Here is a 15,925-nt window from a genome sequence, read left to right as displayed (position 1 = left end):
ATGTCGAACGCGATCGCAGAGGCGCCTGCCGCGGACACGAACGACACCGGGGTGCAGTCCTTCCTGGTCACCTTCATCGTGCGCCGTTTCGACCCGGAGGTCGACGCCGAGCCGCGCTGGGTCGACTACGACGTCGAGCTGTATTCCACCGACCGCGTGCTGGACGCGCTGCACAAGATCAAGTGGGAGGTCGACGGCTCGCTGTCGTTCCGCCGCTCCTGTGCGCACGGCATCTGCGGCTCCGACGCCATGCGCATCAACGGTCGCAACCGCCTCGCCTGCAAGACCCTGATCAAGGACCTCGACATCTCGAAGCCGATCTACGTCGAGGCCATCAAGGGCCTGCCGCTGGAGAAGGACCTGATCGTCGACATGGAGCCGTTCTTCGCGTCGTACCGCGAGGTGCAGCCGTTCCTCATCGCGAGCTCCTCCCCCGAGAAGGGCAAGGAGCGCGTCCAGTCGATCGCCGACCGTGCGATCTTCGACGACACCACCAAGTGCATCCTGTGCGCGGCATGCACCTCCTCGTGCCCGGTGTTCTGGACCGACGGCCAGTACTTCGGCCCGGCTGCGATCGTCAACGCGCACCGGTTCATCTTCGACTCGCGCGACGACGCGGGCGATGTGCGCCTGGACATCCTCAACGACAAGGAGGGCGTGTGGCGCTGCCGCACCACCTTCAACTGCACCGAGGCGTGCCCGCGCGGCATCGAGGTGACCAAGGCCATCGCGGAGGTCAAGCAGGCCGTCCTGCGCGGCGGCCGCTGACGAGACGCCCCCGCGACATGCGCGCCCGACTGACCCGTTCAGCCGGGCGCGCTGTCGTCCTGGCCCGGCGCACGACACGGCTGCTCCCCATCCGGGTGTGGCGACGCTTCCTTCGCCGCAACGGCTTCCTGTTGTCGGCGGGCATGGCCTACCAGGCGCTCTTCGCGCTGTTCGCCCTGCTCTATGCCGCGTTCGCCGTCGCCGGCATCTGGGTGGGCGGCAGCGGCCCCGCGATCGATGCGCTGATCCGCGTCGCCAACAGCTACCTCCCCGGGGTCATCAGCGATGCCGGGACCGGACTGGCGACGGTCGAGCAGGTGCATGAGGTGGCGGCGAGCACCGCGGGTGCCTTCACCGTCACCGGCCTGATCGCGATGGCCGTCGTGCTGTGGACCGCCATCGGCGCGGTGACCTTCACCCGTCGCGCCGTCCGCGATGTCTTCGGGCTGCCCTTCGACCCGCGCGGCTATCTGCTCCTGAAGGTGCGCGACGCCGCCGCGGCTCTGGCGTTCGGGATCGCGCTGCTGGCCGGCGCGGCCCTGTCGGTCGGGGGCGTCTGGGCGCTCACCCAGCTCTTCGACCTGCTCGGCTGGCAGATGCCGGACGGCGCGTACCCGGCTCTCGTGCGCGGATCCTCGGTGCTGGTGATCGTCGCCATCGACATCGCCGCGATCGCGCTGCTCGTGCGCTTCCTCACCGGCACATCGATCCGCTGGCGCACGATCTGGCCCGGTGCGGCACTCGGCGGCACCGCCGTGGCGGCGCTCCAGCTCGGCGCGGGTCTGCTGTTCGCGCACACGCCCGGCAACCCGCTGCTGGCGGCCTTCGCGGTCATGGTGGCGCTGCTGCTGTGGTGCCGGCTCGTCGCCGCCGTCATCCTGCTGTCGGCGACCTGGATCGCCATCGGCGCACACGACCGGGGGGAGCCCCTCGAACGACCGGGCGCGGGCGCCCACCGAGCGGCGCGACGTGTCGGGGGCCCTCGTTAGGCTTGTGGCATGCCCCATCTGCGTATCGCCTCTGTCAACGTCAACGGGATCCGCGCGGCGGTCCGCAACGGCATGCGCGCCTGGCTGGACGCGGCAGACGTCGACATCCTCACTCTTCAGGAGGTGCGCGGCCAGGACGAGCATCTCGCTGCGGCGTTCCCGGATTGGTCGATACTGCACGATGCGGCCACGGCGAAGGGCCGCGCGGGCGTCGCCGTGCTGAGCCGCACGCCGGCCACCGCATTCCGCACCGCACTGGGCGCGGACGACTTCGATTCGGCCGGGCGGTGGCTGGAGGCCGATTTCGAGATCGGCGGGATCCCGCTCACGGTGGTCAGCGCCTACGTGCACTCCGGGGAGGCCGACACGCCCAAGCAGGATGAGAAGTGGAAGTTCCTCGACGCGATGACGGTGCGCATGACGCAGCTCGGCGCGGATGGGGCCCACGCCCTCGTCACGGGCGACCTCAACGTCGGGCATCGCCCACTCGACATCCTGAACTGGAAGGGCAATGTCAAGAAGTCCGGCTTCCTGGCCCGTGAGCGCGCCTACTTCGACCGCTTCCTCGGCGCCGCAGGTGAGCCGGTGACCGGGCAGGAGGGCGTCGGTCGCGGGATGGTCGGGCAGCTCAGCGACACACGGCCGTTCGCGCCGGAGGGCGGCGGCACGGGGATCGGCTGGATCGACGTGGGCCGATCCGCGCACGGCGAGGTCGACGGGCCGTACACCTGGTGGTCGATGCGCGGAAAGGCCTTCGACAACGACTCCGGCTGGCGCATCGACTATCACCTCGCGACGCCCTCGCTCGCGAACCGGGCCACCGGATACTCCGTGGCACGTGCGGCCACGTATGCCGAGCGGTGGAGCGATCACGCACCGGTGATCGTGGACTACACCTACTGAGCCGATGCGCGGTCGACCGTCGCGTCACGAACCTCCCCGTAGGATTGAGCTGTGACCCAGCGACCACGCCTCTACTCCGGAATGCAGCCCTCCGCCGACTCGCTCCAGGCCGGCAACTACATCGGGGCGCTCCTGCAGTGGCGTGAGATGCAGACCTCGTTCGACGCGTTCTTCTCGGTCGTCGATCTGCACGCCATCACGGTGCCGCAGGATCCGGCAGAGCTGCGCGAGAAGACCAGGCGGACGGCGGCGCAGTACATCGCCGCGGGGATCGAGCCGTCGAAGTCGACCCTGTACGTGCAGTCGCACGTGCGCGCGCACGCGGAACTGGCCTGGATCCTCAGCACCATCACCGGCTTCGGCGAGGCCGGCCGCATGACGCAGTTCAAGGACAAGTCGGCGCGCTACGGTGCGGACTCCACCTCGGTGGGCCTGTTCACCTATCCCGTCCTGATGGCCGCCGACATCCTGCTCTACCAGAGCGAGCTGGTGCCGGTCGGCGACGACCAGAAGCAGCACGTGGAGCTCACCCGCGACCTCGCCGAGCGGTTCAACAAGCGCTTCGGCGAGGCGTTCACGATCCCGAAGGCGGTCATCCAGAAGGACACCGCTCGCATCTACGACCTGCAGAACCCCACCTCGAAGATGTCGAAATCCGCCGAGAGCGACGCGGGCGTGCTGTGGCTGCTCGACGACCCCGCGAAGTCGGCGAAGAAGATCATGCGCGCGGTGACCGACACCGAGGGCACGGTCCGCTACGACCGCGACGGCAAGCCGGGCGTCTCGAACCTGCTCACCATCTATGCGGCCCTCACGGGCCGGCAGATCGGCGCCATCGAGGACGAGTATGCGGGGCGCGGCTACGGCGACTTCAAGAAGGGTCTCGCCGAAGTCGTGGTGGAGGAGTTCGGTCCTGTCCGCGAGCGTGCGAACGCGCTTCTCGACGACCCGGCCGAGCTCGACCGCCTTCTGGCCGTCAACGCGGCCAAGGCGGATGCGGTCGCGGATGCCACTCTCGCCGACGTGTACGACAAGGTCGGGCTGCTCCGTCGCGTGTGACGGGGCAGCGACTTCCAGGAGGAGCGACGTGACGGATCAGAATCCTCGGTTCCCCGCCCCAGGTGGCGGCTCGCCGTACGGATCGGCGCCGGCGCCAGCATCCTCCGTGCCGCCGGTTCCCGCAGCCCCTCCCGGCGCCTATGGGGTCCCGGTCGGCGGCTACCTGATGCCCGTCGGCGGATATCAGGTTCCCCCGACCGAGCGGGCGCCGTCCAAGCGCACCGGGGCCCTCGCCCTGGTCGCCGCTCTGCTCGCCGCCGTGGTCGCACCGATCGTCGGCGGGGTGCTCGCGCTGCAGATCGGGCTGCAGGTGCTCATCGACGACCTCATCCTGATGTCGGGCGACATCGCGTTCTCGGCGCTGTCGCCCGTGCGCACCCAGGTCCTGTGGATCGAGATCACCTTCTGGGCCGCGACCGTGCTGGGCGTCGCCGCACTCGTGCTCGGAATCGTGGCGACGGCTCGGCGGCGCGGACGCGGCATGGGGATCACGGCCATCGTGCTCGCGGTGCTCGGCCCGGCGTTCTTCTTCTTCGGCGCGTCGATCCTGTTCGGCGTCGGGAACGGGATCGCCTACCCGCAGTCGCTCTGACGCGGCTCAACCGCGGGAGTGGTGCTTCTGCTGCGCGGCGAGCAGTCCCTCGTCGACCAGCTGCTCCACGGCGTCGGCCACATCCGAGAGGAAGATCGGCAGCGTCTTCCTCTCGTCAGAGCCGAACGGGGCGAGCACCCAGTCCGCCGGGTCCTGCCGTCCAGGGGGACGACCGATCCCCGCACGCACGCGAGGGAACTCCGGCGTGTCCAGGGCGCGGGCGATGTCGCGCACGCCGTTGTGGCCGCCGTGCCCGCCGCCGGTCTTGAGCCGGATGCTGTCGAACGGGATGTCGAGTTCGTCGTGCACGACCACGACATGTGCGGCGTCGACCGAGTAGAAGCGGGCGAGCGCTGCGACGGGCGCGCCCGAGACGTTCATGTAGCAGTTGAGCTTGGCGAGCACGAGCCTGTCTCCACCGGGCCGCAGCCAGGTCTCGACCACGCGTGCCCCGGCCTTGTGCTCCCGGAAGCGCTCTCCGCGGCGCGCGGCGAGCTCGTCCACCACCATCTGGCCGATGTTGTGGCGGGTGGGCGCGTATCGCGGCCCCGGGTTGCCGAGACCGACGATCAGCCACGTGGACGTCATGCTCAGTTCCTCTCGACGGATAGGAGAAGGGGACGCGAGCAGCTCGCGTCCCCTTCCCCGTTGAAACGTCAGCGGATCACTCCGCGGCGGCCTCCTCGGCCGGAGCCTCCTCGGCGGGGGCCTCGGCCGCGGGGGCCTCGTCCTCGACCGGAGCGGCGGGCACCGAGATCGCGACCACGAGGGTCTCGGGGTCCGCGACGAGGGTGACGCCCTTCGGGAGCTTGACGTCACCGGCGGTGATGTGAGCGCCCTCCTCGAGGCCCTCGACGGAGACCTCGACGTGCTCCGGGATGTGCGTCGCCTCGGCCTCGACCGAGAGGGTCGTGGCGTCGAGGTTGGCGATGGTGCCGGCGAACGACTCGCCGACCAGCACGACGGGAAGATCGATCGCGACCTTCTCGCCCTTCTTCACGACCAGCAGGTCGATGTGCTCGATGATCTGGTGCACCGGGTCCTTCTGCACGTCCTTGACCAGGGCGAGCTGCGAGCTGCCCTCGATGTCGAGTTCGAGCAGGGCGTTGGCGCGACGGATGATCAGCGACACCTGGTGACCGGGCAGCGCGACGTGCACGGGCTCTGTGCCGTGGCCGTAGATGACGGCGGGGATCTTGCCGGCGGCGCGCAGGCGGCGGGCGAAGCCCTTGCCGAAGTTCGTGCGAAGGTCGGCGTGGACCTTGTTCTCGTCAGACATGTGGTTCTCCTTCAGGACGCACGGGCCGGGCCGCGCGGTGGTCATGGGATCGGCGCCTCGGATGCGGACACGAGGACGCGGGATCATGCACGAGGACGACCACACACCACCGCGTCGATAACGGATGAGCGCGTGCGCGCCATCCCTCGCCGAGGAACGCCTCCATGCTACCCGAAAAGCTCGGTAGGCTGTTGCCATGCTCGATGCCGCCTTCCTCTCGCACGTCGTCCTCTGGCTGATCGGCGCGATCGCCGTCTGCGGAGTCGTGTCCTCCATCGCCGCGATGTTCGCGATGGGCCGCTCGGGCTACCGCAAGGACTGACCCGTCACAGGGACGTCCGCGCCGATCGGCCGACGGTAATCTGAGATCACCGTCATCCACGATCGAGGAGCTCTCAGTGCCCGAAGCATCAGCCAACATCGGAGTCGTCGGACTCGCCGTCATGGGCTCGAATCTCGCCCGCAACCTCGCCAGTCGCGAGGGGAACACGGTGGCGGTGCTGAACCGCAGCCGCGCGAAGACCGACGAACTGCTGAGCGCACATCCCGAGGCCGGATTCATCCCCGCGTTCTCGTACGAGGAGTTCGCGGCGAGCCTGCAGAAGCCGCGTACGGCGATCATCATGGTCAAGGCCGGTGCAGGCACGGACGCTGTGATCGACGAGCTCGTCCGCGTCTTCGAGCCCGGCGACATCATCGTCGACGGCGGCAACGCCTATTTCCCCGACACCATCCGCCGCGAGAAGACGGTGCGTGACACCGGCATCAACTTCGTGGGTGCCGGGATCTCCGGTGGCGAGGAGGGCGCCCTGCTCGGTCCGAGCATCATGCCCGGCGGTTCCGACGAGTCCTGGGTCACGCTCGGGCCGATCCTGAAGTCGATCGCCGCGGTCGCCGAGGGCGAGCCCTGCGTCACCCACGTCGGCCACGACGGCGCGGGCCACTTCGTGAAGATGGTGCACAACGGCATCGAGTACGCCGACATGCAGCTGATCGCCGAGGCCTACGACCTGATCCGTCGCGGCACGGGCCGCACCCCCGCAGAGATCGCCGACATCTTCGGTGAGTGGAACGCCGGCGAGCTCGAGTCGTACCTCATCGAGATCACCGCCGAGGTCCTGCGCCAGGTGGACGCCGGCACCGGCAAGCCGCTCGTCGACGTCATCGTCGACCAGGCGGGGGCCAAGGGCACCGGCGCATGGACCGTGCAGACCGCGCTGTCGCTCGGCGTGCCCGTCTCGGGCATCGCCGAAGCGACCTTCGCGCGCTCGCTGTCGTCCCACCCCGAGCAGCGTGCCGTCGCCGGCGCCCTTCCCGGCCCCGCAGACGCGTTCACGGTCGCCGATCCCGAGGCGTTCATCGAGGACGTGCGCCTGGCGCTGTACGCGTCGAAGATCGTCGCGTACTCGCAGGGCTTCGACGAGATCCGGGCAGGCGCCGCCGAGTACGACTGGAACATCGACCTGGGAGCGATCTCGAAGATCTGGCGCGGAGGCTGCATCATCCGCGCCCAGTTCCTCAACCGGATCGCCGACGCCTACGCCGAGGCACCCGAGCTGCCCGTGCTGATGACGGCGCCGTACTTCGCCGAGGCGCTCACCCGGGCGCAGGCCGCGTGGCGGCGCGTGGTCATCGCGGCGACGCAGGCAGGCATCCCGGTCCCGGCGTTCGCGTCGTCGCTGTCGTACTACGACGGCCTTCGCGCCGACCGTCTCCCGGCCGCCCTCGTGCAGGGTCAGCGCGACTTCTTCGGCGCTCACACCTACCGCCGCATCGACAAGGCCGGCACCTTCCACACGCTCTGGTCCGGCGACCGCAGCGAGGTCGAGGCCGAGGACACGCACTGACGCTCGCGTCTCGGGCCGACCTACGAAGGAACTCCACAGTGTTCACATAGGATTCGCTATGGATTCTCTATGACTGTGCGCCCACAATGAGTGCATGAGCCACGATCACCCCGACCTGCGCCGCTCCGACGGCGCTCCGCTGCGGATCCTCGCGGTCGATGACGAGCCGATGCTCACGGATCTTCTCGCGATGGCCCTGCGGATGGAGGGCTGGGAGGTGCGCACCGCGGGTTCCGGACTCGAGGCGCTGCAGGTCGCACGCGACTTCGAGCCCGATGCGCTGGTGCTCGACGTGATGATGCCCGACCTCGACGGCATGGGCGTGCTGCGCCGGCTGCGCGAGGCGGGCAACCTCGTCCCCGTGGTGTTCCTCACCGCGAAGGACTCGGTGGGCGACCGCATCGCCGGGCTGACCGCGGGCGGCGACGACTATGTCACGAAGCCGTTCAGTCTCGAGGAGGTCATCGCGCGACTGCGCGCCGTGATCCGCCGGTCGGGGCAGGGCCGGACCGAGGACGAGCAGTCGATCCTGCGGGTGGCCGACCTGTCGCTCAACGAGGACAGCCACGAGGTGATCCGCGGCGACGACGAGATCGAGCTGACAGCCACCGAGTTCGAGCTGCTGCGCTTCCTCATGCGCAACGAGCGCCGCGTCCTGTCCAAGGCGCAGATCCTCGACCGGGTGTGGAGCTACGACTTCGGGGGCAAGTCCTCGGTGGTCGAGCTGTACATCTCGTACCTGCGCAAGAAGATCGACGCGGGGCGGACTCCGCTGCTGCACACCGTGCGCGGCGTCGGCTACATGATCAAGTCACCGCAGTAGCCCATCGTGTTCACCCGTCCGGTGAGCCTGCAGGCGCGGCTGATGGCCGCCGTGATCGGGTTCGTCTCCCTCATCCTGGTGGTGGTCGCCGTCATCACGAGCGCCACGCTCGGCGGTGCTCTCGAACAGCGGCTGCAGGAGCAGCTGAGCGGCTATTCGGCAGCGACGACGAAGCTGGTGGCGAACGCGGAGCCGCTGTCCTCTCTGAACGGCACGCCTCTGACCGCCGAACGCGTCCTCACCGGCCAGCGCGTTCCGGCCGGCCTGCTGCTCGCGGTGCAACAGGATGGGCAGCCGGCTTCCGGTGTGATCGTGACCACAGACGGCGCCCGAAGCCTGACCAGCGGCGAGCTCTTCGAGCTCACCGACTCCCTGCGCGGCGCGAGCGTTGCGCAAGTTTCTCTGTCCGCCGGCTCTTATCTCGCGACGATCTCCCAGACGCACGACGGCACCATCGTTGTGACCGGTCTCTCCCGGTCCGAGATCCAGCGCACACTCGGCGACCTGTTCACGGTGATCGCTCTGGCGACCCTGGGCGGCCTGCTGCTGCTGGCGCTGACCACCGCGCTCACGATCAGCATGGGTCTGCGACCGCTGCGCGCGGTCGCCGCGACCGCCACCCGCGTCGCGGGTCAGCCGCTCGACCGGGGCGAGGTGAGCATCACCGAGCGAGTGCCGGAGTACGAGGCCGACCCCCGCACCGAGGTCGGCCGGGTGGGCATCGCCCTGAACACCCTGCTCGACCACGTCGACACCTCGCTCGCGGCGCGTCAGCGCAACGAGGAGCGCATGCGGCGATTCGTCGCGGATGCCAGCCACGAGCTGCGCACCCCGCTGGCATCCATCCGCGGCTACTCGGAGCTCTCGCTGCGCGCGATCCGGCAGGCGCAGGACGCGGTCGACGGCGCGCAGACCCTGGAGAGCACGACGTCCGCGCTGGAGCGCATCCAGGCGCAGTCGCTGCGGATGACGAGACTCGTCGAGGACCTGCTGCTGCTGGCGCGACTCGACGAGGGACGCGAGCTCGTGTACAAGGACATCGACCTCACCCGTCTCGCCGTCGAGGCGCTCACCGATGCACAGCCCACCGGGCAGGAGCACTCGTGGGAGCTCGAGGTCCCCGAAGAGCCGGTGATGCTCTCCGGCGACGCCGGTCGGCTCCATCAGGTGCTGGCGAATCTGCTCGCCAACGCGCGCACGCACACCCCGCCGGGCACGAGGATCACGCTGTCGCTGACCACGGAGCAGAGAACCGCGGTGCTCCGGGTGCACGACGACGGACCCGGCATCGACTCCGAGGTCCGTGACGAGCTGTTCGCGCGGTTCGCGCGGGGCGACGTCTCGCGGGCACGCCAGACCGGCGGCACCGGGCTCGGACTCGCCATCGTGAAGGCGATCGTCGAGGGGCATGGCGGCACGATCGAGGTGGACAGCACTCCGGGCGACACGACCTTCACCGTGCGCCTGCCGGTCGTCGACGCGGATGCCGCGGCGCCGCGAAGCCCGTCGGCCGCGCCACCGCCGCCCCTTCCCCCGGCTCAGTAACCGGCGAACGCGTCGGTGGTCAGGCTCCGGGCCTTCTGCAGGGCGGGAGCGAGATCCGCGATCAGCCGCGGCGGACCGGAGATGAAGGCATGGCGTGCGGCGATGTCCGGCACCACCCGCTCCAGCCCTTCCGCGTCCAGGCGGACGCCCTGCGCCCAGCTCCACTCCGGCGCGAGACCGACCGGCTCGTCGCGGGTGAACACGATCGCCCGCACGCCCGTCGCCTCCAGCTCGTCACGGAAGGCGAGCTCGGCGGCCTCTGACGCGACGTACACGAGCACGACGTCACGGTGAGCGCCGAGCGCCTGCAGCTGACGCAGCTGAGAGACGAACGGCGTCACTCCGATGCCCGCCGCCACCATCAGCGTCGGCGCACCGCCGCGCGGCAGCACGAAGTCGCCCCAGGTTCCGGTGACCGCGAGCACGGCCCCCGGCTGCGCCGCCTTGAGCGCTCGCTTGTAGCTGGAGGGATGCTTCTGATCGCCGTCCTTGTAGGCGATGCGCAGCGTCGGAAGATCGGCCGGCGCCGAGACGATGCTGAACTCGCGCCGCGTGCCGCGGGCATCCGGATGCCGGTGCGGCACGTCGAGCTCCAGGTACTGCCCCGGCAGGAAGCGCAGCCGTCCCTTCGTGCGGAACGTGAGCTCCTGCGCTGTCGGGGTCACGAACCGGCGTCGCTCGAGCACCAGTCGCACCGACCCGCGCAGCGCGAAGGCGAACGCCAGCAGATTGCCGAGCAGCAGAGCCCGCTCCTGTCCGAGCGTGAGGAGATCGCCCATCGGGATCGGCCATCCGGCGAGCACGCCGACCAGGCCGGCGACGCTGAACTGCTGCCAGCGGCGCGGGGGCAGGGTCAGGGGCTCGGAGAGCATGAAGGCGCCGAGGAAGAGGAACGGGGTCTGCGTGAGCGTGAGGACGAGGGCATCGGCGAGCACGAAGTCCAGCCCGGCGGCCGGCAGCTGCACGGCCTGACGGAGCACCGAGGCCGCCACGACCACGAGCAGGAAGACCAGGACGATGCGCACCTTCTCGGTCCGCCACAGGACGATCAGGCCCAGCACCGCGACGGCAGCGGCGAGCGCGGGCGTGCTCACCCACCACGACGAGAAGGCGCCCAGGCCCGACACCGTGACGACGGTGGCGCCGAAGGCGGCGGGATTGAGGATGTGACGGCCGCGCCACGCGATCAGGTACTTCGACAGGCTGGCGACGCCACCGGCGAGGGCGGTGGCGGCGAGCCCGGGCAGCGTGAGCGTGGGCTGCAGCACGAACAGCAGGATCAGCGCGGTCACCAGCGACGACTCGACCCGCCAGGGCAGCCGCAGGATGCGCTGCGCGGCGGCGTCCACGGCCGATATCACGAGGGCGAGCACGGCGAAGGTGGCCAGTATCTCCGCCGGCGTCGGCCCGACGAGCTCCGCGAGCGACAGTGCGATGGCGATCACCGCCAGGGCCGCGAGGGCGAAGAGCACGAGCCGGTACATCGAGATGGCGCCGAGCACGGCGAGCACACGCTGCCGCAGCGCTGTGAGAGATGCGATCACTCTTCCACTCTTCCTCATCTTTCCGGGCGCGGGCCCGAACGGGTGAACAGCTCGCCGTCGAAGCCGCCGGATCGCTGGACGCGTCCGTCTGTCGACATCCGCACCCATTCCGCGCCCCACGCGCCGGCGAGCTCCGCGCCGCCGTCGAAGAACAGCGCGGTGGCCGTCGCGTCGGCGTGCATGGCGTCGTCGGCGACCGCCCAGGTGGCGGCCCAGGTGCGCACGGGGACGCCGGTGCGGGCGTCGAGCACGTGGTGCAGCCCTTCGCCCCATGCGCGGCGGTTGACGGCCGAGGCGCACAGCGCACGATCGGTCACCTCGACGACGCCGATCGCCGAGGTCGCGTCGTAAGGATGCTCCAGGGCCACGCGAGCCGTTCCGCCGTGCACGCGCAGGTCACCGCCGGCGTCGACGATCACCCGGCCGTCGACGTCGGTGAGCAGCTCGCTCACGAGATCGACGAGCCGCCCCTTGCCCAGAGCACCCACGTCGATCAGTGCGGGCGCGGTGAGGCTCAGCTCGGATGCCGACCAGCGCAGCATCCGCTCCCACGCCTCCGGCGCGGAACGCGGCGGTCCCGCCCTGAGGGTCGTCGCGGCATCGTAGCCGAGAGCCTCGAGCCCTTCGCCGACGAGCGGGTTCACGGCGCCGCCGGTCGCCGCTGACAGCTCTCGGTAGGCGTCGAGCATCGCCACGGCGTGGTCGGGCGCCGCCACGGCTCCCCCGTGCCGGCGCAGATGCGAGACGACGGAATCCGCACGGAACCGCGACCATGCCGCGTCGAAGGCGGAGATCACCCGGAGGATCTCTGCCCGATGCTCGGACGGCAGCGGCTCCTGCGTCTCGATCTCCCAGCCGGTGCCGATCGCCTCGAAGCGCCAGCTGCTCACCGGCACCCCCGGATCATTCGGCGGCGGCCGACTTGATCGCCTCGACGGCCTTGTCGAACCCGCCGCTCGTCAGCGAGGAGCCGGCCACCCGGTCGACGTCGAGCTCGTCGAGCTTCTTCCCCACGACGACGTCGGCGATGCCGTCGATGAACTGACCCTGGTAGTTCTCGGTCTCCCGGGCGATCGGGTCGCCGGTCACCTCGACGTCGGTGACGATGTCGTCCTCGAGGGTGAGGGTGACCGAGATCGTCTCCACGGTCTCCGGCGTCTGATACGAGCCCTCGGCCGTGTACTCCCCGTCCGCGTAAGGGGCGGCGGTCGAGGAGTCCCCGGCGGCGTCCGAGGTCGAAGGCTGCTCGTCGGCGTCGGCGGCACCGGAGCATCCGGCGAGCAGCAGAGCACCGGCGATGCCGGCGAGTGCGGTTCCGTTTCGGAGGGCGGGATGCGCGTTCATGCACCCAGCTTCGAGCATCCGGCTATGAGCGACCCGGATGTTCGTCGCTCAGGCGTCTCCGTTGAACATGCTCGTCACCGAGCCGTCCTCGAACACCTGTCTGATCGCCGTCGCGAGCAGCGGTGCGATCGGAAGGATAGTCAGCGTGTCCCAGCGACGGGATTCGGTGAGCGGGATGGTGTCGGTCACGACCACCTGATCGATCGACGAGTCCTGCAGCCGATCGGAGGCCGGGTCGCTGAAGATCGCATGGGTGGCGGCGACGATCACCTTGCGGGCGCCGTTGGCCTTGAGCGCCTGGGCGGCCTTGACGATCGTTCCGCCCGTGTCGATCATGTCGTCGACGAGCAGGCAGGTGCGATCGTCGACGGTGCCGACGATCTCGTGCACGGAGACCTGGTTGGCCACCTTCGGGTCGCGGCGCTTGTGGATGATCGCGAGCGGCGCGCCGAGGCTGTCGGACCACGTGTCGGCGACGCGCACACGGCCCATGTCGGGCGAGACGATGGTGAGCGTCTCACGGTCCTCTGGCGTGAGCGTGCCCTCGAAGTGCTCGAGCAGCACCGGCTTCGCGAACAGGTGGTCGACCGGGCCGTCGAAGAAGCCCTGGATCTGCGCGGCATGCAGGTCGACGCTCATGACACGGTCGGCACCGGCCGTCTTGAGCATGTCGGCGACGAGGCGGGCGGAGATCGGCTCGCGGCCGCGGCCCTTCTTGTCCTGGCGGGAGTAGGGGTAGTACGGGGCGACGACCGTGATGCGCTTGGCGGAGGCGCGCTTGGCGGCATCGAGCATGATGAGCGTCTCCATGAGCCACTCGTTCACCGGCTCGCCGAAGGACTGCACGATGAAGAGGTCGCAGCCGCGGATGGACACCTCGAAGCGGGCGTAGATCTCACCGGAGGCGAACGTGCGGTGCTCGACGGGGGCGATCTCCTGACCCAGTGCTGCCGCGACGGCGGCGGTCAGCTCGGGGTGCGAGCGCCCTCCCGCGACGACGAGCCGCTTCTTCGTCTTGGCGATCAGCCCTGGTGCGACGCCGTTCTCGCGATCCAGTGCCACCGTCTTCTTCTTGCGCCCCATCGGTCCGCCTATTCCGCCGATCGTTCCCGCGCGGCGGCATCCGCCGCGCCGGTTCCTGCTCTGTTCTTCTCGACCCACCCCTCGATGTTGCGCTGGGGGGCGACGCTCATGGCCAGCGAGCCAGCGGGGACGTCCTTGCGGACGACGGCGCCTGCACCGGTCTTCGCACCTGCTCCCAGCCTAACGGGCGCGACGAGCACCGTGTGCGAGCCGGTGTGCACCTCATCGCCGATCTCGGTGCGGTGCTTGTTCACGTCGTCGTAGTTCGCCGTGATCGTGCTGGCGCCCAGGTTCACGCCGCGTCCGATTGTCGCATCCCCGACGTAGGACAGATGCGGGACCTTGCTGCCTTCGCCGATCTGGGCGTTCTTCGTCTCGACATAGGCGCCGATCTTGCCGTCAGCACCCAGCACCGTGCCCGGGCGGAGGAACGAGAACGGCCCGACGGTGGCCCTGGCGCCGATGACGGCCAGGTTCGCGTCGGTGCGGCGCACCACGGCGTCCTCACCGACCTCGCAGTCGACCAGCGTGGTGTCGGGGCCGACGACCGCGCCGGAGGAGATGGTGCTGGCGCGCAGGATCTGCGTGTTCGGCAGGATCGTCACGTCGGGCGCGAGCGTCGCGTCGTCGTCGATCCAGGTGGTGGCGGGATCGATGACCGTCACGCCCTCGCGCTGCCAGCGGCGCACGATGCGGGCATTGAGGAGGCTTCCGACGAGGGCGAGCTGCGCGCGGTCGTTGACGCCGTACGTGACGGTGACGTCGGAGACCACGGATGCCGCGACCCGGTCGCCGTCGCGACGGAGCAGACCCGGGACATCGGTGAGGTACATCTCGCCCTGCGCGTTGTCCACGCCGATCTCGGGAAGATAGCGGCGCAGCGTCTGGGCGCGGAACACGTACATGCCCGCGTTGATCTCGCGGACCGCGGCTTCGTCGTCGCTGGCGTCCTTCTGCTCCACAATGCGGTCGACGCCGCCGTCGGCATCCCGAATGACGCGCCCGTAGCCGGTCGGGTCGTCGACGACGGCCGTCATCAGCGTGGCCGGGGCACCCGCCGCGCGATGCTCGCGGAGGAACCCGGCGAGCGTGTCCGCATCCGCGAGGGGGCAGTCGCCGGAGAGGACGAGCACGTCGCCGCCGAAGTCGGCGGGCAGCGCATCGAGCGCGACCTGCACAGCCCTGCCCGTGCCGGGGACATCGTCCTGATCGACGAACACGGCGTCGGGGTAGTCGGCGGCGAGCGCGGCGACGACCTGATCGCGCTCATGGCGCACGACCACCTCGATGTGCTGCGCGCCTAGCGCGTGCGCGGTGTTGAGCACGTGACCGACCAGTGGGCGCCCGCCGATCTCGTGCAGCACCTTGGGCAGCCGCGAGCGCATCCGCGTTCCCTGGCCCGCGGCGAGGACGATGATGGCGAGGTTGTCGAAAGTCGACGCGTTGTTCTCCGTCATGCTCCGCCGCCAGGATTCGAACCTGAACCTCACAGCTCCAAAGGCTGTCGTGCTGCCGTTACACCACGGCGGACCGCGGCGGCGCCGAGAGCGCGACCGCGTGACAAGTCTGCCACGACCGGGCCTGTGAGCCCGCCCGCCCGCGACGCCGAGCGCGCACGTCCGGCGATGCCCGCCGGTGCGCGATGATGGAGGGATGAGGGAGACGGATGAGGTCGATCGGATCGTCAGCGCGTGGAACGTGCAGCGCCCCGACCTGGACTTCTCGCCGCTCGAGGTGCTCTCCCGCATGGATCGGCTCTCCCGTCAACTCGACCGGGCGCGCCGGGACGTGTTCCACCGCAGCGACATCGAGCCGTGGGAGTGGGACGTGCTCTCCGCGCTGCGTCGCGCGGGCGCGCCGTTCCAGCTCTCGCCCAAGCAGCTGCTGCAGCAGACGCTCGTCAGCAGCGGCACCATGACCAACCGCATCGACCGCCTGGTGGGCCGGCGCTTCGTGCGGCGCGAAGCGGACCCCGGCGACGGCCGCAGCATCCTCGTCATCCTCACCGACGACGGCAGGATCCGGGTGGACGCGGCCATCACCCGCCTCGTCGACGCCGAGGCCGAGCTGCTGCGTGCGCTCCCCCGCTCGGACCGCGACCGGCTGGCGGGTCTGCTGCGCAAGCTCAGCCTGACCTTCGACTCGTGAT

At 69.9% G+C, this 15,925-nt stretch carries 17 protein-coding genes and 1 tRNA gene; 10 read left to right on the top strand and 8 right to left on the bottom strand.

The window, feature by feature from the left end; genetic code table 11:
• The 5 genes from ACFWHT_RS14460 to ACFWHT_RS14440 all read left to right on the top strand — a co-directional run bounded on the left by ACFWHT_RS14460 (nucleotide 1) and on the right by ACFWHT_RS14440 (nucleotide 4,311).
• Nucleotides 1-768, top strand: coding sequence for a succinate dehydrogenase iron-sulfur subunit (locus tag ACFWHT_RS14460; protein ID WP_378829780.1), 768 nt, complete (start codon nucleotides 1-3; stop codon nucleotides 766-768).
• A gap of 17 nt (nucleotides 769-785) precedes the next feature.
• Complete coding sequence (locus ACFWHT_RS14455; protein ID WP_378829778.1) at nucleotides 786-1,757, top strand: YihY/virulence factor BrkB family protein; 972 nt, start codon at nucleotides 786-788, stop codon at nucleotides 1,755-1,757.
• A gap of 9 nt (nucleotides 1,758-1,766) precedes the next feature.
• Nucleotides 1,767-2,660, top strand: coding sequence for an exodeoxyribonuclease III (locus ACFWHT_RS14450; protein ID WP_378829776.1), 894 nt, complete (start codon nucleotides 1,767-1,769; stop codon nucleotides 2,658-2,660).
• 51 nt (nucleotides 2,661-2,711) lie between these two features.
• The gene (gene trpS / locus ACFWHT_RS14445) at nucleotides 2,712-3,719 is read left to right on the top strand and encodes a tryptophan--tRNA ligase (RefSeq protein WP_378829774.1); all 1,008 of its coding nucleotides are present in this window, start codon (nucleotides 2,712-2,714) and stop codon (nucleotides 3,717-3,719) included.
• 106 nt (nucleotides 3,720-3,825) lie between these two features.
• Nucleotides 3,826-4,311 carry a hypothetical protein gene (locus ACFWHT_RS14440; RefSeq protein ID WP_378829772.1) on the top strand — a complete coding sequence of 162 codons (486 nt, stop codon included), beginning with the start codon at nucleotides 3,826-3,828 and terminating at the stop codon, nucleotides 4,309-4,311.
• 6 nt (nucleotides 4,312-4,317) lie between these two features.
• Here the strand turns inward: ACFWHT_RS14440 and pth are convergent, their stop codons facing one another.
• Both pth and ACFWHT_RS14430 read right to left on the bottom strand, forming a co-directional pair.
• Entirely contained in the window at nucleotides 4,318-4,899 is a 582-nt protein-coding gene (gene pth, locus ACFWHT_RS14435) for an aminoacyl-tRNA hydrolase (protein ID WP_378829771.1), read from the bottom strand.
• Between the two features lie 76 nt (nucleotides 4,900-4,975).
• A complete protein-coding gene (locus ACFWHT_RS14430; RefSeq protein WP_378829768.1) occupies nucleotides 4,976-5,590 on the bottom strand; it encodes a 50S ribosomal protein L25/general stress protein Ctc in 615 nt (204 codons plus the stop codon).
• Between the two features lie 196 nt (nucleotides 5,591-5,786).
• Here ACFWHT_RS14430 and ACFWHT_RS14425 point away from each other — a divergent pair, with 196 nt between their 5' ends.
• The 4 genes from ACFWHT_RS14425 (at nucleotide 5,787) to ACFWHT_RS14410 (ending at nucleotide 9,805) form a co-directional block, all read left to right on the top strand.
• Nucleotides 5,787-5,912, top strand: a complete 126-nt coding sequence (locus ACFWHT_RS14425) for a hypothetical protein (RefSeq protein ID WP_378829766.1) — start codon at nucleotides 5,787-5,789, stop codon at nucleotides 5,910-5,912.
• A 76-nt stretch (nucleotides 5,913-5,988) separates the two neighbouring features.
• The gene (gndA, locus tag ACFWHT_RS14420) at nucleotides 5,989-7,437 is read left to right on the top strand and encodes an NADP-dependent phosphogluconate dehydrogenase (protein WP_378829765.1); all 1,449 of its coding nucleotides are present in this window, start codon (nucleotides 5,989-5,991) and stop codon (nucleotides 7,435-7,437) included.
• 94 nt (nucleotides 7,438-7,531) lie between these two features.
• Nucleotides 7,532-8,260, top strand: a complete 729-nt coding sequence (locus tag ACFWHT_RS14415; RefSeq protein WP_378829764.1) for a response regulator transcription factor — start codon at nucleotides 7,532-7,534, stop codon at nucleotides 8,258-8,260.
• 6 nt (nucleotides 8,261-8,266) lie between these two features.
• Nucleotides 8,267-9,805 carry a sensor histidine kinase gene (locus ACFWHT_RS14410; protein WP_378829762.1) on the top strand — a complete coding sequence of 513 codons (1,539 nt, stop codon included), beginning with the start codon at nucleotides 8,267-8,269 and terminating at the stop codon, nucleotides 9,803-9,805.
• Here the strand turns inward: ACFWHT_RS14410 and ACFWHT_RS14405 are convergent.
• The 6 genes from ACFWHT_RS14405 to ACFWHT_RS14380 form a co-directional block, all read right to left on the bottom strand.
• Nucleotides 9,799-11,349 carry an FAD-dependent oxidoreductase gene (locus ACFWHT_RS14405; RefSeq protein WP_378829760.1) on the bottom strand — a complete coding sequence of 517 codons (1,551 nt, stop codon included), beginning with the start codon at nucleotides 11,347-11,349 and terminating at the stop codon, nucleotides 9,799-9,801. The genes ACFWHT_RS14410 and ACFWHT_RS14405 overlap by 7 nt on opposite strands.
• Before the next feature lie 14 nt (nucleotides 11,350-11,363).
• Entirely contained in the window at nucleotides 11,364-12,245 is an 882-nt protein-coding gene (locus ACFWHT_RS14400) for an FAD:protein FMN transferase (RefSeq protein ID WP_378829758.1), read from the bottom strand.
• Between the two features lie 7 nt (nucleotides 12,246-12,252).
• Complete coding sequence (locus ACFWHT_RS14395) at nucleotides 12,253-12,693, bottom strand: FMN-binding protein (RefSeq protein ID WP_378829756.1); 441 nt, start codon at nucleotides 12,691-12,693, stop codon at nucleotides 12,253-12,255.
• A gap of 48 nt (nucleotides 12,694-12,741) precedes the next feature.
• Nucleotides 12,742-13,776, bottom strand: coding sequence for a ribose-phosphate diphosphokinase (locus ACFWHT_RS14390; RefSeq protein ID WP_378829754.1), 1,035 nt, complete (start codon nucleotides 13,774-13,776; stop codon nucleotides 12,742-12,744).
• 8 nt (nucleotides 13,777-13,784) lie between these two features.
• On the bottom strand, nucleotides 13,785-15,233 hold the full coding sequence (gene glmU, locus ACFWHT_RS14385) for a bifunctional UDP-N-acetylglucosamine diphosphorylase/glucosamine-1-phosphate N-acetyltransferase GlmU (RefSeq protein ID WP_378829752.1): 1,449 nt from the start codon (nucleotides 15,231-15,233) through the stop codon (nucleotides 13,785-13,787).
• 1 nt (nucleotide 15,234) lies between these two features.
• Nucleotides 15,235-15,306 (bottom strand) — tRNA-Gln (locus tag ACFWHT_RS14380).
• Between the two features lie 123 nt (nucleotides 15,307-15,429).
• Here ACFWHT_RS14380 and ACFWHT_RS14375 point away from each other — a divergent pair.
• The gene (locus ACFWHT_RS14375; protein WP_378829750.1) at nucleotides 15,430-15,924 is read left to right on the top strand and encodes a MarR family winged helix-turn-helix transcriptional regulator; all 495 of its coding nucleotides are present in this window, start codon (nucleotides 15,430-15,432) and stop codon (nucleotides 15,922-15,924) included.
• The last annotated feature ends 1 nt before the right edge of the window (nucleotide 15,925 follow it).

This window comes from Microbacterium sp. NPDC058342 (assembly GCF_042723935.1).
GTDB lineage: Bacteria > Actinomycetota > Actinomycetes > Actinomycetales > Microbacteriaceae > Microbacterium.
This window is presented reverse-complemented; position numbering and strand designations above follow the sequence as displayed.